At 69.4% G+C, this 20086-nt stretch carries 21 protein-coding genes, 1 tRNA gene and 1 pseudogene; 10 read left to right on the top strand and 13 right to left on the bottom strand.

Annotated features, from left to right (window positions below):
* Nucleotides 1–345 precede the first annotated feature (345 nt).
* From thrB to argS, 5 genes are read right to left on the bottom strand one after another with little or no spacing between them, the layout of a single operon-like run.
* Complete coding sequence (thrB, locus tag ACLJRL_RS01645; RefSeq protein WP_410654175.1) at nt 346–1227, bottom strand: homoserine kinase; 882 nt, start codon at nt 1225–1227, stop codon at nt 346–348.
* Nucleotides 1224–2285 (bottom strand): threonine synthase, encoded by a 1062-nt coding sequence (gene thrC, locus ACLJRL_RS01640; protein ID WP_410654174.1) that lies wholly within the window; start codon nt 2283–2285, stop codon nt 1224–1226. The genes thrB and thrC overlap by 4 nt, the downstream gene beginning before the upstream one ends.
* Complete coding sequence (locus ACLJRL_RS01635) at nt 2282–3592, bottom strand: homoserine dehydrogenase (protein ID WP_410654173.1); 1311 nt, start codon at nt 3590–3592, stop codon at nt 2282–2284. Before ACLJRL_RS01635 ends, thrC begins: the two co-directional genes overlap by 4 nt.
* Nucleotides 3593–3595: 3 nt before the next feature.
* A complete protein-coding gene (gene lysA, locus ACLJRL_RS01630) occupies nt 3596–5026 on the bottom strand; it encodes a diaminopimelate decarboxylase (protein ID WP_410654172.1) in 1431 nt (476 codons plus the stop codon).
* Between the two features lie 3 nt (nt 5027–5029).
* Nucleotides 5030–6685, bottom strand: a complete 1656-nt coding sequence (gene argS, locus ACLJRL_RS01625) for an arginine--tRNA ligase (protein ID WP_410654171.1) — start codon at nt 6683–6685, stop codon at nt 5030–5032.
* 204 nt (nt 6686–6889) lie between these two features.
* Here argS and ACLJRL_RS01620 point away from each other — a divergent pair, with 204 nt between their 5' ends.
* Both ACLJRL_RS01620 and ACLJRL_RS01615 read left to right on the top strand, forming a co-directional pair.
* Nucleotides 6890–7681 (top strand): DUF3105 domain-containing protein, encoded by a 792-nt coding sequence (locus tag ACLJRL_RS01620; protein ID WP_410655125.1) that lies wholly within the window; start codon nt 6890–6892, stop codon nt 7679–7681.
* An 8-nt stretch (nt 7682–7689) separates the two neighbouring features.
* Nucleotides 7690–8406, top strand: a complete 717-nt coding sequence (locus ACLJRL_RS01615) for a DUF305 domain-containing protein (protein ID WP_410654170.1) — start codon at nt 7690–7692, stop codon at nt 8404–8406.
* A gap of 10 nt (nt 8407–8416) precedes the next feature.
* Here ACLJRL_RS01615 and ACLJRL_RS01610 read toward each other — a convergent pair whose 3' ends face one another.
* Both ACLJRL_RS01610 and ACLJRL_RS01605 read right to left on the bottom strand, forming a co-directional pair.
* Entirely contained in the window at nt 8417–9334 is a 918-nt protein-coding gene (locus ACLJRL_RS01610; protein ID WP_410654169.1) for a cation diffusion facilitator family transporter, read from the bottom strand.
* Nucleotides 9335–9485: 151 nt separating this feature from the next.
* Nucleotides 9486–10613, bottom strand: a complete 1128-nt coding sequence (locus ACLJRL_RS01605) for an epoxide hydrolase family protein (protein ID WP_410655124.1) — start codon at nt 10611–10613, stop codon at nt 9486–9488.
* A gap of 75 nt (nt 10614–10688) precedes the next feature.
* On the opposite strand from ACLJRL_RS01605, the gene ACLJRL_RS01600 reads away from it, so the two are divergent.
* From ACLJRL_RS01600 to ACLJRL_RS01585, 4 genes are all read left to right on the top strand, one after another.
* Nucleotides 10689–11126, top strand: a complete 438-nt coding sequence (locus ACLJRL_RS01600) for a MarR family winged helix-turn-helix transcriptional regulator (protein ID WP_410654168.1) — start codon at nt 10689–10691, stop codon at nt 11124–11126.
* Between the two features lie 65 nt (nt 11127–11191).
* Nucleotides 11192–11264, top strand: a tRNA-Arg gene (locus tag ACLJRL_RS01595).
* Nucleotides 11265–11389: 125 nt separating this feature from the next.
* Entirely contained in the window at nt 11390–11515 is a 126-nt protein-coding gene (locus tag ACLJRL_RS01590; RefSeq protein ID WP_410654167.1) for a hypothetical protein, read from the top strand.
* A gap of 29 nt (nt 11516–11544) precedes the next feature.
* The gene (locus tag ACLJRL_RS01585) at nt 11545–12300 is read left to right on the top strand and encodes a hypothetical protein (RefSeq protein WP_410654166.1); all 756 of its coding nucleotides are present in this window, start codon (nt 11545–11547) and stop codon (nt 12298–12300) included.
* Between the two features lie 242 nt (nt 12301–12542).
* Here the strand turns inward: ACLJRL_RS01585 and ACLJRL_RS01580 are convergent, their stop codons facing one another.
* Nucleotides 12543–13169: a response regulator gene (locus tag ACLJRL_RS01580; RefSeq protein ID WP_410654165.1), complete on the bottom strand. Its 627-nt coding sequence runs from the start codon at nt 13167–13169 to the stop codon at nt 12543–12545.
* Nucleotides 13166–14326 carry a sensor histidine kinase gene (locus tag ACLJRL_RS01575; RefSeq protein WP_410654164.1) on the bottom strand — a complete coding sequence of 387 codons (1161 nt, stop codon included), beginning with the start codon at nt 14324–14326 and terminating at the stop codon, nt 13166–13168. Before ACLJRL_RS01575 ends, ACLJRL_RS01580 begins: the two co-directional genes overlap by 4 nt.
* A gap of 197 nt (nt 14327–14523) precedes the next feature.
* On the opposite strand from ACLJRL_RS01575, the gene ACLJRL_RS01570 reads away from it, so the two are divergent.
* The 4 genes from ACLJRL_RS01570 (at nt 14524) to ACLJRL_RS01555 (ending at nt 16843) form a co-directional block, all read left to right on the top strand.
* Nucleotides 14524–15069: a GlcG/HbpS family heme-binding protein gene (locus ACLJRL_RS01570; protein WP_410654163.1), complete on the top strand. Its 546-nt coding sequence runs from the start codon at nt 14524–14526 to the stop codon at nt 15067–15069.
* Nucleotides 15069–15770 (top strand): ankyrin repeat domain-containing protein, encoded by a 702-nt coding sequence (locus tag ACLJRL_RS01565; protein ID WP_410654162.1) that lies wholly within the window; start codon nt 15069–15071, stop codon nt 15768–15770. The genes ACLJRL_RS01570 and ACLJRL_RS01565 overlap by 1 nt, the downstream gene beginning before the upstream one ends.
* A 49-nt stretch (nt 15771–15819) precedes the next feature.
* Entirely contained in the window at nt 15820–16197 is a 378-nt protein-coding gene (locus tag ACLJRL_RS01560; RefSeq protein WP_410654161.1) for a RidA family protein, read from the top strand.
* 61 nt (nt 16198–16258) lie between these two features.
* Nucleotides 16259–16843, top strand: coding sequence for a hypothetical protein (locus ACLJRL_RS01555; RefSeq protein WP_410654160.1), 585 nt, complete (start codon nt 16259–16261; stop codon nt 16841–16843).
* A 1-nt stretch (nt 16844) separates the two neighbouring features.
* Here the strand turns inward: ACLJRL_RS01555 and ACLJRL_RS01550 are convergent, their stop codons facing one another.
* From ACLJRL_RS01550 to ACLJRL_RS01535, 4 genes and pseudogenes are all read right to left on the bottom strand, one after another.
* Entirely contained in the window at nt 16845–17435 is a 591-nt protein-coding gene (locus ACLJRL_RS01550) for an SDR family NAD(P)-dependent oxidoreductase (protein ID WP_410654159.1), read from the bottom strand.
* A gap of 61 nt (nt 17436–17496) precedes the next feature.
* Nucleotides 17497–17697, bottom strand: a pseudogene (locus tag ACLJRL_RS01545) (SDR family NAD(P)-dependent oxidoreductase); the annotation flags it as partial.
* A gap of 126 nt (nt 17698–17823) precedes the next feature.
* On the bottom strand, nt 17824–19026 hold the full coding sequence (locus ACLJRL_RS01540; RefSeq protein ID WP_410654158.1) for an ATP-grasp domain-containing protein: 1203 nt from the start codon (nt 19024–19026) through the stop codon (nt 17824–17826).
* Nucleotides 19023–20084, bottom strand: coding sequence for a cysteine synthase family protein (locus ACLJRL_RS01535; protein ID WP_410655123.1), 1062 nt, complete (start codon nt 20082–20084; stop codon nt 19023–19025). The genes ACLJRL_RS01540 and ACLJRL_RS01535 overlap by 4 nt, the downstream gene beginning before the upstream one ends.
* Nucleotides 20085–20086: the final 2 nt, after the last annotated feature.

The raw sequence follows: 20086 nt of genomic DNA, 5'->3' as shown, positions 1-20086 counted from the left end.
GTATCTGTCCCCCGATGCGGGTGAGCAGCTCCTCGGCCGTGTTGAACACAGCTAGAAGGCCTCCAGCACAAGGGGTTTGCTTCCCCCAAACGGAGGAAGCGGAATTCGGCACCGCTGGAACCGGGAACCCGCCTGCGTCCCTCCGCCACTCCCGCTTGCCAGGCGGTGTGCGGAACTGGCGGATCAACGAAGGATGCGAGCCAAGGATCTCACTGTTCACCTGGCCCGGCACCGGGTGCGGAAACGCACGGTGATCGAACGCCCCCGAGGGTAGTCCGCGCCACGGCCGGGTGCAACAACCACCCCCCGCGTGGCGGGGCCAGGGTCCCGCACGTGACCGAGGCTTTACTGAGCCGCAACCTGAACGCCGCCCGGATCGATCGGCAACTCGATGACGTCGAACGATGTGACGTCGATGCCCGCCGGGAGTACTCCGGTCGTGGTCAGCGCGAGCACGGACGGACCCGCCCCGGAGATGGCCGCGGCCACCCCTTCGGCCCGCAGCGCGCGGACCAGCTCGCTGCTCGCCGGGTACGCGGGCGCCCGGTAGTGCTGGTGAAGCCGATCTTCGGTAGCGGAGAGCAACAGGTCGGGGCGCGCCGTGAGGGCGTGCACCGCGAGCGCCGCCCGGCCGGCGGTGAACGCCGCGTCCGCGTGCGGGACCTGCGCGGGCAGCAGCCCGCGCGTGGCGTCGGTCGAGGAGCGCAGCGCGGGGACGGCGACCACGGGCCGGATGTCGTGATGCGGCTGGAGCCGTTCGGCGCGGAAGCGCTCGCCCTCGTTCCAGGCGACCACGAAGCCGCCCAGCAGGCTCGCCGCCGCGTTGTCGGCGTGCCCTTCGAACCCGGCGGCCAGTTGCAGCGCGTCGTCGTCCAGGGCCTTCTCAGCCAGCGCATACGCCGCTGAGACGCCGGTCACGACGGCGGCGGCCGACGAGCCGAGCCCGCGAGCGTGCGGGATGGCGTTGAAGCACCGCAGGTGCAGACCGGGCGGCCGGATGCCGAAGTGTTCGCAGCCGCGCCGGAAGGCCCGCACGACGAGGTGCGACTCGTCGGTCGGGACGTCGTCCACCCCGCCCGCGCCGGCGTCGATCACCTCGACCTTGAGCCCGGCGTCGGTGATCCGCAGCTCGACGGTGTCGTACAGCGCGAGGGCGAGGCCCAGCGTGTCGAACCCCGGTCCGAGGTTCGCCGAGGACGCCGGGACCTTGACGGTGATCAGCGTCATCGCAGGTCCAGCGCGGCGGCGACGGCCGTCGGGTCGACGGCGAGCGGCTCGACCTCGACGTTGCCTTCCAGCGCCGTGGCCGGGTCCTTCAGGCCGTGCCCGGTGACCGTGCAGACCACCAAGGAGCCCTTCGGCAGGCGTCCGTCGGCGGCCGTGGCGAGCAGCCCGGCGACGCTCGTCGCCGAGGCGGGCTCGACGAACACGCCCTCCTTGCGGGCGAGGAGCCGGTACGCCTCGAGGATCTTCTCGTCGGTGACGGCCTCGAACAGCCCGGCGGAGGCGTCCTTCGCCTTCACCGCGGCACCCCAGGAAGCGGGGCTGCCGATGCGGATCGCGGTCGCGATGGTGTCCGGGTCCGCCACGGGTTCGCCGTGCACCAGCGGGGCCGCGCCGGCGGCCTGGAAGCCGAACATGCGCGGGGTGTTCTTCACCACACCGTCACCGGCGTACTCGGAATACCCCGCCCAGTAGGCGGTGATGTTGCCGGCGTTGCCGACCGGCAGGCAGTGGATGTCCGGCGCCTTGCCGAGGGCGTCGCAGATCTCGAACGCGGCCGACTTCTGGCCCGCGATACGCACCGGGTTGACCGAGTTGACCAGCGTCACCGGATAGTCGACCGCGGTCTTGCGCGCGAGTTCGAGGCAGTCGTCGAAGTTGCCGTCCACCTGCAGGATCCGCGCGCCGTGCAGCACGGCCTGGGCGAGTTTGCCCATCGCGATCTTGCCCTGGGGCACCAGCACCGCGCAGGTGAGCCCGGCGCGGGCCGCGTAGGCCGCGGCCGAGGCCGACGTGTTGCCGGTGGAGGCGCAGATGACCGCCTGGAGCCCGCTCGCGAGCGCGTGCGTGATGGCGACGGTCATCCCGCGGTCCTTGAAGGATCCGGTCGGGTTCGCGCCTTCGACCTTGAGATAGACCTCGCAGCCGGTCAGGTCCGAAAGATGCGGCGCGGGCAGCAGCGGTGTGTTGCCCTCGCCGAGCGTGATCACCTTCGCGCCGGACGGGACCGGGATCCGGTCGGGGTACGCCTGGATGATTCCGGGCCAGGGCTGGGAGATCACTGGTCTTCGCCTTCCACGCGCATCACGCTGACGACCTGGTTCACCACGTCGAGTTCGGCAATATCGTCCACAGTGGACTTCAGGGCGGCGTCGGGCGCCAGGTGGGTGACCACGACCAGGCTGGCCGTGTCGTTGGCGTCCCGCTGCCGCACCGCGGCGATGCTGACACCGTGCGCGGCGAACGCCAGCGCCACCTGGGCGAGCACACCCGCGCGGTCGGCCACGTCGAGACTGACGTGGTAGCGCGTCGGCGTCTGGCCCATCGGCCGCACCGGAAGCGCGGCGTGCGCGGATTCGCGCGGGCCGCGGCCGCCGACGACCCGGTTGCGGGCCACCGCGACGAGGTCGCCGAGCACGGCGCTCGCGGTGGGCGCGCCACCGGCGCCCTGTCCGTAGAACATCAGCTCGCCCGCCGCGTCGGCCTCGACGTAGACGGCGTTGAACGCGCCGCCGACACCCGCGAGCTGGTGGCTGCGCGGGATCATCACCGGGTGCACGCGCGCCGAAATCGATTCGACGCCGTCGTCGGCCGTGACGCGCTCGCAGATGGCGAGCAGTTTCACCGTCCGGCCCAGCACGTTCGCCGCGGCGAGGTCCGAGGCCGTGACGTCGGCGATGCCTTCGCGGTGCACGTCGGAGGCGGTCACCCGGGTGTGGAACGCGAGCGAGGCGAGGATCGCGGCCTTCGACGCGGCGTCGTAGCCGTCGACGTCGGCCGTCGGGTCCGCCTCGGCGTATCCGAGCCTGCTGGCCTCTTCGAGCGTCTCCGCGTAACCGGCGCCTGTCTGGTCCATCGCGGAGAGGATGAAGTTGGTGGTGCCGTTGACGATGCCCATCACGCGGGTGATGCGGTCGCCGGCCATCGATTCGCGCAGCGGGCGCAGCAACGGGATCGCCCCGGCAACGGCCGCCTCGAAATACAGGTCGACACCGGCCGCGTCGGCCGCCTCGAACAGTTCCGCGGAATGCTCGGCCAGCAGCGCTTTGTTCGCTGTGACAACGGCTTTTCCGGCCTTGAGCGCGTCGAGCAGCCACTCCCGCACCGGCTCGACCCCGCCGACCAGTTCGACGACCACGTCGACGTCGTCGGAGGTGACGAGCTTCGTCACGTCGGAGGTCACCAGCTCCGGTGGCAGTTCGGGGTGCTTGTCTGGGCGCCGCACCGCGATCCCGGCCAGCTCCACCCGGGCGCCGGCCCGGGCGGCGAGCTCGTCGGCCTGCTCGGTGAGGAGCCGGACCACTTCACCGCCGACCGTCCCGCAGCCGAGCAGGGCGACCCTGATCACGCGTCCGTCTACAGTAGACACTTGCTAGACCTCCAGGCGCAGCATGTCGTCCGTCGTCTCCCGCCGCAGCAGCACGCGGGCGCTGCCGTTGCGCACGGCCACCACCGCGGGCCGCGGCTGCCGGTTGTACCCGCTGGCCATCGAGTAGCAATACGCCCCCGTGGCCGCCACGGCGAGCAGGTCGCCGGGTGCCAGGGTGTCGGGCAGCCAGCAGTCCCGGACGACGATGTCACCGGATTCACAGTGTTTTCCCACGACCCGGGACAACGCGGCGGCCACCTGGCCGTCACCGTCGTCCGCGGAGCGGGAAACGACGCGGCAGTCGTACACCGCGTCGTAGAGCGCAGTGCGGATGTTGTCGCTCATCCCGCCGTCGACGCTGACGTAGCGCCGGGCGGCGTTGTCGCCGAGCGAGACGTCCTTGATGGTGCCGACCTCGTACAGCGTGATGGTGCCGGGACCGGCGATGGCCCGACCCGGTTCACCGGCGATTCTCGGCACCGGAAGGCCCGCGTACTCGCATTCCTTGCGCACCATCTCGCGGATCTGCGTGATCATCTGCGCGGGCGGCGGCGGGTTGTCCTTGTCGGTGTAGGCGATACCGAAACCGCCGCCGAGGTCGACGATGGACAGCTGGTCGAGCAGGTCGGTGCCGTGCTCCTTCGCCAGTTCGGCGAGCAGGCCGACCACGCGGCGGGCGGCGACCTCGAAACCGTCGGCGTCGAAGATCTGCGAACCGATGTGGCTGTGCAGGCCGACCAGCTTGAGCGACGGCGCGTTGAGCACCCGGCGCACGGCCTCGGCCGCGTCACCGGAGGCCAGCGAGAAGCCGAACTTCTGGTCCTCGTGCGCCGTCGCGATGAATTCGTGCGTATGCGCCTCGACGCCGACGGTGACCCGGATCAGCACTTCCTGGACGATGTCGTTCCGGACGGCGACGTCGGCCAGCCGCGCGATCTCGAAGTAGGAGTCGACCACGACCGTGCCGACACCGGCCTCGACCGCGGCTTCGAGTTCGGCGACCGATTTGTTGTTGCCGTGGAAGGTGATCCGCTCGGCCGGGAAGTTCGCGCGCTGCGCCACGGCGAGTTCGCCGCCGCTGCAGACGTCCAGGCTCAGCCCCTGCTCGGCCACCCAGCGGGCGATCTCGATGGACAGGAACGCCTTGGACGCGTAGTGCACGAGCGCCGGGTCGTCGAACGCCTCGGCGTAGTCGGCGCAGCGGGACTTGAAGTCGGCTTCGTCGACGATGAACAGCGGCGTGCCGTACTTCTCGGCGAGTTCGCGGACGTCGACGCCGGCGATGCGCACGACGCCGTCTCCGCCGCGGAAAGTGTTGCGGGGCCAGACTTTCGGGTACAGCCTGTCGAGCTCGTCGGCACTCGACGGCGGGAAACCGGAAGCGTCGGCGTGGGGGTAGACGTCGGCGTGGCGGGGGCCCGCGGGGTGAGCCATCGATTACATCCGTTCCGGAGCAGAGACACCGAGCACGTTGAGACCGTTCGCCAGCACCTGGCGGACGGCTTCGCACAGCGCGAGCCGGGCGAACGTGAGGGGGGTGGCCTCCTCGTCGCCCTGGGGCAGCACGCGGCCGACGGCGTAGAACTTGTGGTACGCACCGGCGAGTTCTTCGAGGTACCGGGCGACACGGTGCGGTTCGCGCAGCAGTGCGGCCCGGCGGAGGACGGTCGGGAATTCGCCGAGCGTCCGGATCAGGTCACCTTCGGCGGGCAGCGTCAGCAGTCCGAAGTCGACGTCGCCGCCGGACGTGAGGCCGAGGTCGGAAGCGTTGCGCTGCAACGAGGCCAGCCGCGCGTGGGCGTACTGGACGTAGTAGACCGGGTTGTCGTTCGAATGCTTGCGCAGCAGATCGAGGTCGACGTCCAAAGTGGAATCGACCGAGTAGCGGATCAGCTCGTAGCGGGCCGCGTCGACACCGACGGTCCCGACGAGGTCCTCCATGGTGATCACGGTGCCCGCGCGCTTGCTCATCCGGACGGGCTTGCCGTCGGAGACCAGGTTGACCATCTGGCCGATCAGCACCTCGACGACGGCCGGGTCGTCACCGAAGGCGGCCGCGGCGGCCTTCAGCCGGGCGATGTAGCCGTGGTGATCCGCACCGAGCATGTAGATGCAGAGGTCGAACCCGCGTTTGCGCTTGTCCTGGAAGTAGGCGAGGTCGCCGGCGACGTAAGCCGGGTTGCCGTCCTTCTTGATGACGACGCGGTCCTTGTCATCGCCGTGCTCCTTGGTCTTCAGCCACCAGGCGCCGTCCTCGAAGTACAGGTTCCCGGAGTCCTTCAGCCGCTGGACCGCGGACGCGACCGCGCCGGACTCGTGCAACGAGTTCTCGTGGAAGTAGACGTCGAAGTCGGTGCCGAAGTCGTGCAGGCTCTGCTTGATCTCGGTGAACATCAGCTCGATGCCGACCCGGCGGAACGTCTCGGCGCGTTCCTCGTCCGGCAGCGACAGCGCGCTCGGCTCCTGCCGGATGACCTCGGCGGCGATGTCGTTGATGTAGCCGCCCGCGTAGCCGTCCTCGGGGGCGGGCTCGCCCTTGGCTGCGGCGATCAGCGACCCGACGAACCGGGGGATCTGCCCGCCATGGTCGTTGAAGTAGTACTCGCGGGTGACGAGGCCGCCCTGCGCGGACAGCACGCGGCCCAGTGCGTCGCCGACCGCGGCCCAGCGGGTGCCGCCGAGGTGGATCGGGCCGGTGGGGTTCGCGGAGACGAACTCGAGGTTGATCTTGACCCCGGCCAGCGCGTCGCCGAGGCCGTACCGCTCGCCGGCGTCGAGCACCTGCTGGACGATCTGGCCCTGCGCGTCGGCGGCGAGCCGCAGGTTGAGGAAGCCCGGCCCGGCGACCTCGGCCGAGTCGATCCCGTCCGTGGCCGCGAGGGCCTCGGCCAGCGCGTCGGCGAAGTCGCGGGGCTTCATGCCCGCCTTCTTGGCCACCTGCAGCGCCAGGTTGGTCGCGTAATCACCGTGCTCGGGGTTGCGGGGACGTTCGATCGTCACCTTCTCCGGCAGCACGGAGTCGTCGAGACCGCGCGCGGTGAGAACCTGCACGGCTGAGTTACGGACCAGGTCGGCGAGAGCTGCGGGAGTCACTCGTGGAATTCTAGGTGTGACCTGGTCCCGGCTTCGCAGCGACCGCCGGAAGGTGTGAGCCAAGCCGGTGATCTTCACACTGTTCACGGTGATCAGACGTCCGGTCTCTACACTGGCCCGCGCAGGGACCCACCCCCTTCGGAGAACGCAGGAGCCATGGCTAACGGGACAACCAGAAAAAAGGGCGCGTCGTCGAAGGACGCCATGAAGGCCGCCCGTAGTTCCGTCGTGTCCAAGAAGGGCACACCCTGGGGCACGATCATCGCGGTCGTCGCGATCGTCGCCCTGGCCGCTTCCGTGGTCACCTACTACATGGTCGCCTCGGCGCCGAAGCGCGAGCAGAAGACGCGGGAAGAGACCGCCGCCGCCTTCGCGCCTTCGCAGCAGGACCCGGATCCCTCCAAGCGGATCAACGGCGTGACCACCACGACGTACGAAGGCAGCGTGCACGTCACCGCCGCCGAACGCGTCGCCTACGACAAGACCCCGCCCTACGGCGGACCGCACGACCAGGCCTGGGCCTCGTGCAACGGTGTCGTCTACCCGAACGCCGTGCGCAACGAGAACATGGTCCACGGTCTCGAGCACGGCGCGGTCTGGATCGCCTACAACCCGCAGCAGATCAGCGGCGAGGCGCTCGACCTGCTGAAGGTCCGTGTCGAGGGCAAGCCGTACACCACGATGTCGCCGTACCCGAACCTCGACAAGCCGATCTCGCTGCAGTCCTGGGGCCACCAGCTGAAGCTGGACAGCGCCACCGACGAGCGGATCGACCAGTTCATCGCGGCGCTGCGCACCAACCCGTACGGCGCGTACCCCGAGCGTGACGCCACCTGCGACGCGCAGATCGAGCCGGGCGAGTTCGACCCGACCCCGCCGGGGCCGGACGCCAAACCGATGGACTACAAGGGCACCGCGGGCACCCAGCAGGACGGGCAGCCCGGGCAGCCGTCGCAGCCCCCGGCCACCCAGCCCTCGGCGCCCGCGAGCAAGTAGTGAGCCAGATGGACCCCGATCTCCAGTACGTCGACGAAACCGGCGGCGAAACACCGCGCGCGCCGACGTCCCGATGGCTGGTGATCGGGGCCGCCCTGGTCGTCATGCTGATCCTCGGCTTCGGCCTCGGCGCCTTGACGACCCGGCTGATCGACACCGATCCCGCTCCCACGAACCCGGGAGCGGGATCGGTCGAGGTCGGCTTCGCGCAGGACATGTCGGTGCACCACCTCCAGGCCGTCACCATGGCGGGCTGGGCGCGGGACCACACGGCCGATCAGGCGATCAAGACCCTCGCGTTCGACATCGAGCGGACGCAGACCGGCCAGGTCGGCCGGATGAAGGGCTGGCTCGGCCTCTGGGGCCAGCCCGAGCAGGCGACCGGCGCCTACATGACCTGGATGACCGAGCCGATGGCCGGCCACTCCGGGCACGGCGGCTCCGGGATGCAGCCGTCGAACGGCGCGCCGATGCCCGGGATGGCGACGTCGGCCGAACTGGCCAAGCTGCGGTCGCTGACCGGCAAGGAGATGGACGTCTTCTTCCTTCAGCTGATGCTGCGGCACCACGTGGGCGGCACGGCGATGGCGCAGTACGGCAACGACCACACCGCGGTGGCCGACGTGAAGTCGCTGACGCGGAGCATGCTCGTTTCGCAGGGTGCCGAGATCACCCTGATGAAGGGACTGCTGCAGGAGCGCGGGGCCGCTCCGCTCCCTGACTGACGCCCTCCCCCTACCAGGAGAGTTCCCGGCAGCGCTGAGCGCATTGGGGCACTTCCACCTGCAGGGTCGCGTGCTCGATCGAGTAGCGGCTCGACAGCAGGTTCTGCGCCTCCGTCAGCACCGCGGACTGCTCGACGGTCGGTGCGATCGTGAGATGCGCCGACGCGACCTCCATCCCGGACGTCAGGGTCCAGACGTGCAGGTCGTGGACGTCTTCGACGCCCTTCAGCGCGCCGAGTTCGGCCTCGATCCCGGCGACGTCGACGCCCTTCGGCGCGTGCTGGAACAGGATCCGCAGCGCACGGCGAGCGAGGGCGTAGGTGCGGGGCAGGACGAACAGGCCGATCGCGACACCGATGATCGGGTCGGCGTAGCGCCAGCCGGTCGTCAGCGTGATCACGCCGCTCACCAGCACGCCGACGGAGCCGATCAGGTCGGCGAGGACCTCGAGGTAGGCGCCCCGGACGTTGATGCTCTCCTCGGCGCCCTTGCGCAGGACCAGGAACGAAACGATGTTCGCGACCAGACCCGCCGCGGCGGCCAGCAGCACGGGCAGGCCGGGCACGACGGGCGGGTCCTTGATCCGGCCGACCGCCTCGAACAGGACGTAGCCCGCGACGCCGAACAGCAGGATCGCGTTGCCCAGCGCCGCGAGCACCTCGGCCCGATAGAACCCGAAAGTGCGAGTGTGGGTCGGCCCGCTGCGCCGGGCCAGCATGATCGCGGCCAGCGCCATCCCGACCCCGAGGACGTCGGTGAACATATGGGCGGCGTCGGAGATCAGGGCGAGCGAGCCGGTGGCGAACCCGACGATGAACTCCATGACCATGAATCCGAAACCGACGCACAGGGCGATCGTCAGGCTCTTCAGGTAGCGGCCTGACGCGCTCGACGGCGAGGCCGTTCCATGCCCGTGCCCGTGACCCATTGTTCCGCCTCTCGTGAAGTCGACAGGCCGAATATATTGTCACATGCGCATATGTGCAATACAGGTGAGCCTAAGTTCACCATGTCTTAAGCCACACAAGGAAGCCATCCCCCAGGAGGGCCTTCCCGAAACCTGAAACCGACACGCACCGCTACCTCAGTGACCGGATGAACCCCCGCAGCTGCCCGACGAACGCCTCGGGCTGCTCGAACGCGGCGAAGTGACCACCCTTGGGCAGCTCCTCGTACCAGCGAAGATCGGTGTAGCGCAGCTCCGCCCAGCGCCGCGACGGCCGGATGATCTCGCGAGGGAAGATCGAGATCCCCGAAGGAACCGCAACCTCGGAGAGGTCCCGCTCCTTGTTCTCCCAATAGATCCGCGCCGACGACGCCGCCGTCGCGGTGAACCAGTAGACGGAGATCGCGTCGAGCATCCGCCGCCAGGACAGCGCGCTCTCCGGCGAACCGTCGTTGTCGGTCCACTCCCAGAACTTCTCGGCGATCCACGCGGCCTGTGCCGCCGGCGAGTCGGTGAGCCCGTAACCGATCGTCTGCGGACGCGTGGCCTGCTGCTGCGCGTACGCGGACCCGACCGCGCGGAACCGCACCAGATCGCCGATCGTCTTCTTTTCGGCGGGTGTCGGCGCACCCAGCACGCCCTCGTCGTACACGACGCCCGCCATGTTCACGTGGACGGCGATCAGCCGCTCCGGGACGACCTTGGCGAGCGTGTTCGTCACCGCGGAACCCCAGTCACCGCCCTGCGCGACGTAGCGCTCGTAACCCAGGCGCCCCATCACCTCGTCCCACGCCCGCGCGATGCGCTCGACCGTCCACCCCGTCACCGGCGGCTTGTCACTCCAGCCGAATCCCGGCAAAGACGGTGCCACGACATGGAACGCGTCCGCGGGATCGCCACCGTACGCACGCGGATCGGTCAGCGGCCCCAGTACCTCGAGGAACTCGACGACCGAGCCCGGCCACCCGTGCGTGAGCACGAGCGGGGTCGCGTCCGGCTCCGGCGAGCGGACATGCAGGAAATGGATACCGAGACCGTCCACAGTGGTCTTGAAATTCGGAAAGGAGTTGACCCGTCCCGCCAGGCCGAAGTCGTAGTCCTCGGCCCAATATCGGCACAGCTCCCGCGCGAACCCCAGCGGGACACCCTGTTCCCAATCGTCCACAGTGGCCGGTTCGGGCCAGCGCGTGCCGCGCAGCCGCGCCCGCAGGTCGGTGATGGCGGATTCGGGGATCCGCACCTCGTACGGTTCGATCACGATGTCCTCCCAGTTCGTTGGCAACACCAACGCTAACAGGATTCATTGGTTCCGCCAACGGTTCGGTACGCTGCCCCGATGAGCACCGCCCCCGCCCGGCTTCGCAGCAAGGCCAGCTGGCTGGTCAACCAGGCCGCCACCGTGGCACACCGGCTCGCGATCGACGAGTTCGCCCGCAGCGGCGCCCGTCGGTACCACTACGGGATCCTCGCCGCCATCGACGAGAACGGCCCGTCGAGCCAAGCCACGCTGGGCCGCTGCACCGGGATCGACCGCAGCGACGTCGTCGCCGTCATCAACGAACTCGCCGACGCGGGCTACGTCGAACGCGCCCCCGACCCGGCCGACGGCAGGCGCAACCTGATCACCCTCACCAGCACCGGCACCCGGCGCCTCCAACACCTGGAAGACCTGGTCAGCGACAGGCAGGACGTCTTCCTCGCCCCACTGGAACCCGCCGAACGGGAGCAGCTGACCCGGCTCCTCGCGCGCCTCGTCGAACACCACCACGGTTAACGACCACCGCGCGCGAGACCCCCTGACGGTATGCGCTAAGCTTCGAACGTCGCTCAGGCGGCAACGCCCTCGTAGCTCAGGGGATAGAGCACTGCCCTCCGGAGGCAGGTGTCGCAGGTTCGAATCCTGCCGAGGGCACACTACGAAATCCGGGGAATACCCCCTCTCTCCAGCAATTTCGCTGAAAGCACGAAGACCACGGCCGTTGCTTCAGGTTGCTACCTTGAAGACGGCAGGGGCTCCTTCCACGGCCAAGAGGCGAGATGCGCAAACGCGACGGGTTCGGCGGCTGCGCGGTACTGCTCGTCCTGATCGCGATGATCGTGCTGATCCTGGCCGCCCTGGTCTATGGCGTCATGGCCGCGGTGAAGTACCTCCCGGCTCACTGAGAAACCGGCTTCTTTCCTAGGATCCCGGTATGCAGGTCATCGGCCCGGACGATCCCCTTCCCGCACGACGAATCCAGCGGATCGCGGTGGCGGGCCCGGCCGGATCGGGCAAGTCGACGCTCGCCCGAATCCTGTGCGAGCGGATGGGTCTGCCGTTCGTCGAGTTCGAGTCCTTCTTCCACGGGCCCGGATGGACGGTGCGGGAGACTTGGCAGGCCGATGTCCTGGAGTTCCTCACCGGGAACGACTGGGCCATCGAATGGCAGGGCGAAGAGGTCCGGGAGCAGCTGACCGGACGGCTCGACGCACTGGTCTGGCTTGACCACCCGCGGACCCTGACCGTGACCCGCGTCGTCGTCCGGACGCTGAAACGTCGCGCCGGGCGCGGCTCGAAAATCGCCGGTGGCAATGTCGAGGTCCGCTGCGCACGTTCTTCACCGATCGCGAGCACATCGTCAAAATCGCCTGGCGGTACCACCCGATCATGCGGGCGCGCGTCCGCAAGGTCATCGACGAGAACCGTCATCCGGAACTCGTCGTCGTCCGGCTGCGCGGTCAACGACAGGTCGATCGCCGGCTTCGCGGGCCATTCGCGCGGAACCTTCGCTGAGGAGCTACGCCTTCGCGTACCGCACGGTGATCATGTTGACCGCGGCCTTCGACGCCGGATAAGCGACACCTGGGTACGCCCGCGCCGATGTTCCCGCGGTGGCGGCTCGGCTCAGCGAAGCCAGGCCACTGCTGACATTGACCACGACCGGCGCTGGAGAACGCCGCAGCAGTGAGAGAAACGCGTGGAGGACCCGCACACGCCGATCACGTTCGTCTCGAAGGTCAGCCGCATCAGGTCAGCCGTCAGGTCCTCGGCACCGACCACGACGTCGCCCCATTCCGGCGCGATACCGGCGTTGTTGACCAGTACGTCCAGTCCGCCGTCGGGCGGACTCGAAGCCGAGTCCCTGGTTCGCTCCGGTGATCAGAGTCGTCGTCATGCCCGCGGACGCAAGGTCTTGGAGCGCGCTCTAGGTCAACTGCGAATGATCCTCCGTTCCGTGGCCACGGCCACCGCGCCTGCCCGGCTGTCGACGCCGAGCTTGTCGTAGATGTGGACCAGATGGGTCTTCACCGTCGCCTCGGAGATGAACAGCCGCGCGGCGATCTGCCGGTTGATCAGCCCCTGCGCCAGCAACTGGACGATCTCGGTCTCCCGGGGACTCAAGGCGGGCACCGGATCGCGCATGCGCCCGACCAGCAGTGCCGCGACCTGAGGTGCCAAGGCGGTCTCGCCGCGCGAGGCCGCGCGGATGCCCCGGAAGAGATCGTCGGGCGGGCCCGCCTTGAGCAGATAGCCGGTCGCGCCTGCGGCCACCGCCCTGGTGATGTCGATTTCGGCGTCGTAGGTCGTGAGCACCAGCACCCTGGGCGGGTCCGGCAGCGCGGTCAGGCGTTCTGTCGCGTCCACGCCGTCCGGTCCGGCACCTAGTTGGAGGTCCATCAAGACGACGTCCGCCTTCTGCGCGGACGCGAACCGCAGTGCTTCATCCGCTCCGGCGCATTCGCCGATCACGTCGATGTCCGGTTCTCCGGCCAGCAGCGCGGCGATCCCCGCCCGCACCACCGGATGGTCGTCGACGATCAGCACCCGGATCGTCATCGAACCTCCCTGGTGGGCACGGTGACCGCGAGTGCGGTGCCCGCGCCCGGTGCGCTTTCGACGACCATCTCACCACCGAGCCCGGTGACCCGCTCGCCGATCATCCCCAGCCCGTAACCGCGGCCGTCCCTCGTGCGGGCCGCGGTCGGATCGAAGCCGACGCCGTCGTCTCGGACATCGAGGACGACCCTGTCCGCCAGATAGGTCAGAGTGACCGCGGCTTCCTCCGCCTCGGCGTGTTCGTTCACGTTCGCCAGCGCGCTCTGGGCGATCCGCAGCAGCCCGGCCTCGACTGCCGGAGCCAGCGGATACGGCTCTCCGCTGATCTCGAAGCGCACGACGTGCCCGACGGCGGCGGCCACGTGCTCGGTCAGCTCGCGCAGGGGACCGGAAAGGTCCGTCCCGTCGAGTCGCGGGGAGCTGAGATCGCGGACGAACCGGCGTGCCTCTTCGAGATTGCCGCCCGCCGCGTCGACGGCGCGGGCCACATGTGCTTTCGCCAGTTCCGGATCCGTGGTCCAGGACCTCTGCGCGGCCTGCAACAACATCCGCATGCTCGACAGCCCCTGCGCGAGGGTGTCGTGGATCTCCCGCGCCAGCCGCTCCCGTTCCTGCACCACGCCGGCCATGCGCTGGCTTTCCGCGAGATGGACCCTGGTGCGCACGAGTTCCCCGATCAGTTCCGCCTGCTTCACCCGGTCGCGGTCGAGCTGCAGGAACGTCATCGTGGCCATCAGCGCGACGGCGACCGGCGCGAGGACGATGCTCGGATCGAAGCCGCTCGCGATCCGCAGCTGGGCGAGGATGGTCGCGACGGTCAGCAGGACGACCACCACGACCACGGTGCGCGACCGCAGCACCTGCAGGCAGACGAAGAACAACGGCACCGCGCACCAGGCGAAGCTCGGCGCGGCCACCACCAGCGCGAGCCAGATCGCGATCACCACGGCCAGCCACACCGGGCGGCGCCGTCCCAGGCTCTTCCAGCTCAGCACTCCCGCCACGTAGACGAGCGCGAGAGCGCCGGTGAGCGCGAGGATCAGCGGCGTCGCCCCGCTCAGGTCGTGCGCCACGACGAACCTCGCCGCCGACGCGGCCAGCAGCAGGAAGAACCCGGCGTGCATGGCGGCGTTCAGCTGCGCGCTCGGCCTCCACACGGCGCCCCACCTCATCTCGGTCCTCCCGTCGTCGCAGATGATCGTAAGCACGGGCGGGGATATGCCACATCAATCGTTCGGTGGATGGCCCCACCGACCGGACGACGGCGAACCAGGCTCCGCACGCCCGATTCGCTCAGCCCCGCCGGAAGCGAGAGTCGAAGGAGAACGAACGCCCTCCACGAAAGAGGAACACCATGAACGCGAAGCTCCCCCGCACCCGGCTCGTCCTCGGCATGACGGCCGGTCTCGCGACCGTCGCCCTGGCCACCGGGCTGGGCGCGGCGCAGGCGCAGGACCGTAAGCCACAGCCGCCCGCACCGCAGGCCGTGGTGCAGACCAGCGTGCTGGGCATCGACGCCGCCACCCGGGCCGCGCAGGCGGCGCTCGACGCCGCTGAGAAGGAAGGCCAGCGGGTGACCGTGGCCGTGCTGGACCGGTCGGGCGCCGTGCGCGTGCTGCTCAAGGGAGACGGCGCGGGCCCGCAGACCGAGGAATCCGCCAAGCGCAAGGCATTCACCGCGGTCTCCTTCGGCCAGCCGACGTCCGCGCTGGTGAAGAACGCCCAGGGGGACGGCCCGACCGTGCGGGACATCCCCGGCACCCTCTTCCTCGCCGGTGGCGTGCCGGTGGCCGTGAACGGCGGCCCCATCGCCGGGATCGGGGTCGGCGGTGCACCCAGCGGCGACCTCGACGAGCGTTTCGCCACCGCGGGCTCGCGCGCCATCGGGGAACTTCGCTGATGATCGGGAAGCGGGCGGTCGCGGTGCTGCTCGCCACCCTCATGCTCGGCGCCTGCTCCCCGCAGGCGCCGGGCGCCCCGCCCAGCACACCGTCCAGCTCACAAGGAGTTCCCGTGGTCCCACTGCTCGAAGCCGTCGCGCGAGGCGACGCGAACCAGGTCCGGACGGCGGTCGAGGCGGGCACCGACCTCGAAGCCCGTGACGGTGGCGGCCGGACCCCGCTGCTGATCGCGGTGACCGAGGACAAGGTCGAGATCGCCGGGATCCTCGTCAAGGCAGGCGCGGACCCGAACGCGCTCGACGGGCGGCACGACACACCATGGCTGGTCACCGGCGTCACCGGAAGCGTCCCGATGGCCCGCCTGCTGCTCACGGCACGGCCGGATCTGACCATCACCAACCGGTTCGGCGGCGTCTCGCTGATCCCCGCCTCCGAACGGGGACACGTCGAGTACGTGCGCTTGGTGGCGGGCAGCGGGATCGACGTCGACCACGTGAACGACCTGGGCTGGACGGCGTTGCTCGAAGCGGTCATCCTCGGCGACGGCGGGCAGCGCCACCAAGAGGTGGTACGGGCGCTCCTCGACGCCGGAGCGAACGTGAACCTCGCCGACAAAGAGGGCGTCACGCCCCTCGCCCATGCGCGGACCGGGGGCCAGAAGGAGGTCGCCGCTCTCCTCACCGAAGCGGGCGCCCGCTGAATCCCGAATCCGGTTCCCCGCGCCCGCCGGATGTGCTTTCGTTCGGGTCATGACTCAGCGGGTGAACATCCCCTCAGGCGGGGACTTCGAGAAGGTGTTCGGCTACAGCCGGGCGGTGCGCGTCGACGAGCACATCCACGTTTCCGGGACCACCGCCCGGGAACCTTTCCTCTCGGGAGACGCCTATGAACAGGCGGCGGCGGTGCTTTCGATCATCGAGACCGCGCTCCGGGACGCCGATTCGAGCCTGGCCGCGGTGGTGCGCACCGTCACCTACGTAACCGACATCAAGGACGCCGAACTGGTGGCGCGGGCGCACCGCGAAGCCTTCGGCGACGTGCTGCCCGCGGCCACCATGGTCGAGGTTTCGGCGCTGCTCAACCCGAAGATGAAGGTCGAGATCGAGGCCTACGCCATCGAGAAGTAGTAGTCATCTCCGGGCAACCCCCGGCTCCTCTTGGACGTGTTCACGGCGGAGGGGAGATCCGATGAAGACGAAAATTCTACTTGCTTCCCTGGTGGGAGCCCTGTTCGCGGTGACGGCCTGTTCCGGGGAGGCGCCTCAAGCATCGCCGGCGCCGGCGACGGTCACCGTCACGCCGCCGTCCTCGGCGCCCAACAAGCCGGACGCGAAGACGGTGGCCTGGCTCGACGGGATATGCGGCGCGGTGTTCGGCTACATGAAGGCGAACAACGACCTCGCGAGCAAACAGCAGTCGGGCACCGAGCTGACCCGGAAATGGCTGAGCGAGGACCTCGGGGCCCGCGCGGGGCTCGCCGGCAAGGCCGTCGACGAGCTGACCGCGCTGCCCTCGTCACCGATCCCGGGCGGCGACGAGGCGAAGAAGTCCATGGTGGACCGTTTCGCCGCGTCACGGGACGCGGCGGCCGAAGGAAAGCGGAAGCTGGACGCGTCCAAGAGCCAGGCCGCGATGGACGCGGGCCTCAAGGCCTTGGACGCGGCACAGAAACCGTTGACGGAGAACACCGATCCCTTCGCTTCGATGAAAATGGACTCACCGGAGATCAAGGCCGCCGCCGCGGAGGCCAAGAAGTGCGTTCCCGGCTCCTGAATCAGCCGGGCGGGGTGAACCCGGGCGGCATGGTCATCGGCCGCCCGGTGTTCAACCCGCCGTCGACCAGGACGGAAGTACCGGTCAGATAGGCGAAATCCGGTGATGACAACGCCAGAACGGCCGAAGCGATCTCTTGGGCTTCTCCCATCCTGGGCAGACCGTGGACGTTCAGCGGACCCCACGCCTTCTTGAACTGCGCCCACAGGTCGTCCGGGATACCCGGTGGGCGTACCAACCGGGTGTCGACGGTGCCGGGATCGATCGACAGCACCCGGATCCCCTGGGCGCCGTAGTCCAGCGCGGCCGCGCGCACCAGACCTTGCACGGCACGTTTGCTCGAGGTGTAGGCGGCGTGCCCCGGCCGGGTGTGGTCCGCCTGCGCGGACGCCGTGCAGACGATTACCCCGCCACCGGCCTTCAGCAGATGCGGCACCTCGTACTTGATCGCGAGGAAGACCCCGCGCGCGTTGGTGCGCTGCACGTCTTCCCAGTCGTCGATCGTGATCTCGTGCAGCGGCTTGCCGAGATGGATCCCGGCGTTGTTGAACGCGATGTCGAGCCTGCCGTACCGGCGGACGACACCGTCCACGCGCCTGAACCTGTTCGGGCACGCGGACATCCGCCTTGACGTAGGTCGCTTCACCGCCCACGCGCCGGATTTCTCGCTCGACCTCCCGGCCGAGATCTTCGCGCCTGCCACAGAAACCGACCTTGGCACCGGCGGCGGCGAAGGCGATGGCCGTCTCCCGGCCGATTCCCGACGTCGCCCCCGTGACGACCACGACCTTGCCCGCGAAGCGCCCCTTCCCTCGCTGAGTCTCCTGCGCCACGGCGGTGTTCGCCGTCAGCATCGCCACTCCGGCCGCCGCCGCGCCCCCGAGTACCGCACGCCTGCCCACTGCTTCGCCCACAGTCCCTCCAGATGGATAGCCCTACTTCCTGAAACAGAAAGTAGGGCTATCCATCTGAGAAAACTCTCAAACTACGGGGAAGGGCTCGACCTCGGGAGTGATCCCGCTCGCCGCGGCGAGCGCGCGGTGCAGGGCGAGTTCCGCGGTCGGTCCTTCGGCCAGCAGGATCCCGGTGCAGGACCGTTGATCCGCCAGGTGCCGGATCTCGCCTCCCGCGCTCGCCGTCGGGTACCACTCGGGCCCGCCGGGAAGGCCGGGCAGCCGGTCGAGCCCGGACCAGCCCTTCAAAACGCCCTCGATGGCCGGGTACGCCAGGACGAACGCGACTCCCGGGCCACCGCCGACATCCTGGGTGAGCAACGCGGGTTCCTCCCCCAGCGCCATCGAGATCATCGCGGTGTAGACGTTGGTGTCCAACGACCGGCACAGCGCCTCACCGAGCATCGCCCCGCCGATCCGGATGTTGATCTCGACGACCTCCGGGCCGTCGGCGGTGAGGACGAATTCGGTATGCGCGAAGCCCTGCTCGTGCCCTGCCGCCTTGAGCACACGGCCGATCCACTCGGCCAGTTCGTTGTGCTCGGCCTCGGGAAACGCGACCGGGAACGCGGCGGCTTCCTCACGTCGCACGGGTTCCGGCGACAACTGGCGCGACAGGATCCCGAGCAACCGGGTCTGCCCTTGCCAGGTAACGGTTTCCGCACTGTAGAGCGGGCCGGCGAAGTACGGCTCGGCGATCAGGTGCCCCTTGAGCGGCGTGTCCTTCGCCTCCAGCCGGGCGCGACCGAGTTCGGCGGCGTCGCGGACGAGCCACACCCCGCGCGACGACGTCCCCGAAGAATCCTTGACCACCAAGGGAAACCCGAGTTCTTCGGCGACCATGACCGGCACCGGCCGTCCCCGGGTGAGACCGTGCTCGTACAGCAGGTCGCGCACCGCGCCCTTGTCCCGCAACACCCGCACGGCCGCCGCGTCCGGTCCCGGCAGCCCGAGGCGGGCGGTGAGCTCCGCGCCGGGCAGTGCCCAGGTGTCGGTCGAGCTGATGATCCCGGCGAGGTCCGGAATGGCGCGCAACGCGGCCTCGCATGCCTCGATGCCGGTGGTGTCGATGTCGACGACCTCGACCCTGCCGGGCCCGAGGGTGCCTAGTTCGTAGCGATAGATCTCGCGGTTTCCGGTGAACAGCACCACCTTCCGCCCGGCCTCGGCCGCCGCGTCGGCGAGCCTGCCCAGGCCGAAGGTGAGCGCTTCCAGCAGGACGACGGTCACGACGCCCGCTCCTTCCGGTACGGCCGCATGGACGGCAATGTGGGCTTTCCGAACCGGCGACGGCGCCAGTCCATCGCCGACCACGGCGGGGCGAGGTCGTCCAGCGAGCCGATCTCGCGCGGGTGAAGCCCGGCCGGATCGACCGCTTCACGATGCCGGGCGAACACCCTCGCGGTGTAACGGTGCCCGGTGTCCGCGCCGATCACGACGTGCGTCCGGTCCGGATTCCGCGCGGCCTCCCAGCCCGCGACCAGGTACGCCGCGCCGGTGGAAAGCCCGGCGAACACCGCGTGCTCCCGCATCAGGCCGATCGTCGCGGCCATGGCGTGCACGAAATCGAGCCAGTGGACCCGGTCGTACAGTTCGTGATCGACGTTGTCGAACTGGATCGCGCTGCCGATACCGGCGATGATCGCGTCCGGATCGGTGAACCGCTCACTGCCGAAGGTGACGCTGCCGAACGGCTGGACCCCGGTCAGGCGGACGCCCGGGTCCCGTTCGCGTAGCGACCGCGCGATACCGCCGGTCGACGCCCCGGTGCCCACACTTCCGACGACGGTCACCGGCCCGGCGGGCAGCGCGCGGGCGACGAGCCCGGCGACCTCGCCGTAACCCAGGTAGTGCACGGGATCGTGATACTGGCGCATCCAGTGCATGTCCGGGTGACGCTCCAGCAGTTCGTGCACGCGCGCGACCCGGCGCCGCTGGTCGAGCCTGAGGTCTTCGGACGGCGGCATCTGGTCCACCGTCGCGCCCAGGATCTCCAGCTGCGAACGCATGGTGAGGTCGACGGTGGTGGAGGCGACGATATGACAGCGCAGGCCGTAGCGGTGGCAGGCCATCGCCAGCGCGAGCGCGTAGATCCCGCTGGAACTGTCGACCAGCGTCTGTCCTTTTCGGACGATCCCGTCGGCGAGCAGCGACCGGACCGCGCCCAGTGCGGCGTAGACCTTGAGGGTCTCGAACCGGATCAGCACGACGTTCGGGGTGAGCCGGATGAGTGCCGGCGTCTTGATCGCGTCGGTGACGTGCTCGTGGACGAGCGGCGCCGGATGCATCG

Source organism: Amycolatopsis sp. lyj-112 (genome assembly GCF_046549055.1).
GTDB lineage: Bacteria > Actinomycetota > Actinomycetes > Mycobacteriales > Pseudonocardiaceae > Amycolatopsis.
This window is presented reverse-complemented; position numbering and strand designations above follow the sequence as displayed.

Bases quoted from the DNA above. Each gene is read 5' to 3' on its own strand.
- thrB (WP_410654175.1), bottom strand. From the start codon at position 1,227: ATGACGCTGATCACCGTCAAGGTCCCGGCGTCCTCGGCGAACCTCGGA.
- lysA (WP_410654172.1), bottom strand. From the start codon at position 5,026: ATGGCTCACCCCGCGGGCCCCCGCCACGCCGACGTCTACCCCCACGCC.
- ACLJRL_RS01620 (WP_410655125.1), top strand. From the start codon at position 6,890: ATGAAGGCCGCCCGTAGTTCCGTCGTGTCCAAGAAGGGCACACCCTGG.
- ACLJRL_RS01615 (WP_410654170.1), top strand. From the start codon at position 7,690: ATGGACCCCGATCTCCAGTACGTCGACGAAACCGGCGGCGAAACACCG.
- ACLJRL_RS01610 (WP_410654169.1), bottom strand. From the start codon at position 9,334: ATGGGTCACGGGCACGGGCATGGAACGGCCTCGCCGTCGAGCGCGTCA.
- ACLJRL_RS01600 (WP_410654168.1), top strand. From the start codon at position 10,689: ATGAGCACCGCCCCCGCCCGGCTTCGCAGCAAGGCCAGCTGGCTGGTC.
- ACLJRL_RS01590 (WP_410654167.1), top strand. From the start codon at position 11,390: ATGCGCAAACGCGACGGGTTCGGCGGCTGCGCGGTACTGCTCGTCCTG.
- ACLJRL_RS01585 (WP_410654166.1), top strand. From the start codon at position 11,545: ATGCAGGTCATCGGCCCGGACGATCCCCTTCCCGCACGACGAATCCAG.
- ACLJRL_RS01580 (WP_410654165.1), bottom strand. From the start codon at position 13,169: ATGACGATCCGGGTGCTGATCGTCGACGACCATCCGGTGGTGCGGGCG.
- ACLJRL_RS01570 (WP_410654163.1), top strand. From the start codon at position 14,524: ATGAACGCGAAGCTCCCCCGCACCCGGCTCGTCCTCGGCATGACGGCC.
- ACLJRL_RS01565 (WP_410654162.1), top strand. From the start codon at position 15,069: ATGATCGGGAAGCGGGCGGTCGCGGTGCTGCTCGCCACCCTCATGCTC.
- ACLJRL_RS01560 (WP_410654161.1), top strand. From the start codon at position 15,820: ATGACTCAGCGGGTGAACATCCCCTCAGGCGGGGACTTCGAGAAGGTG.
- ACLJRL_RS01555 (WP_410654160.1), top strand. From the start codon at position 16,259: ATGAAGACGAAAATTCTACTTGCTTCCCTGGTGGGAGCCCTGTTCGCG.
- ACLJRL_RS01535 (WP_410655123.1), bottom strand. From the start codon at position 20,084: ATGCATCCGGCGCCGCTCGTCCACGAGCACGTCACCGACGCGATCAAG.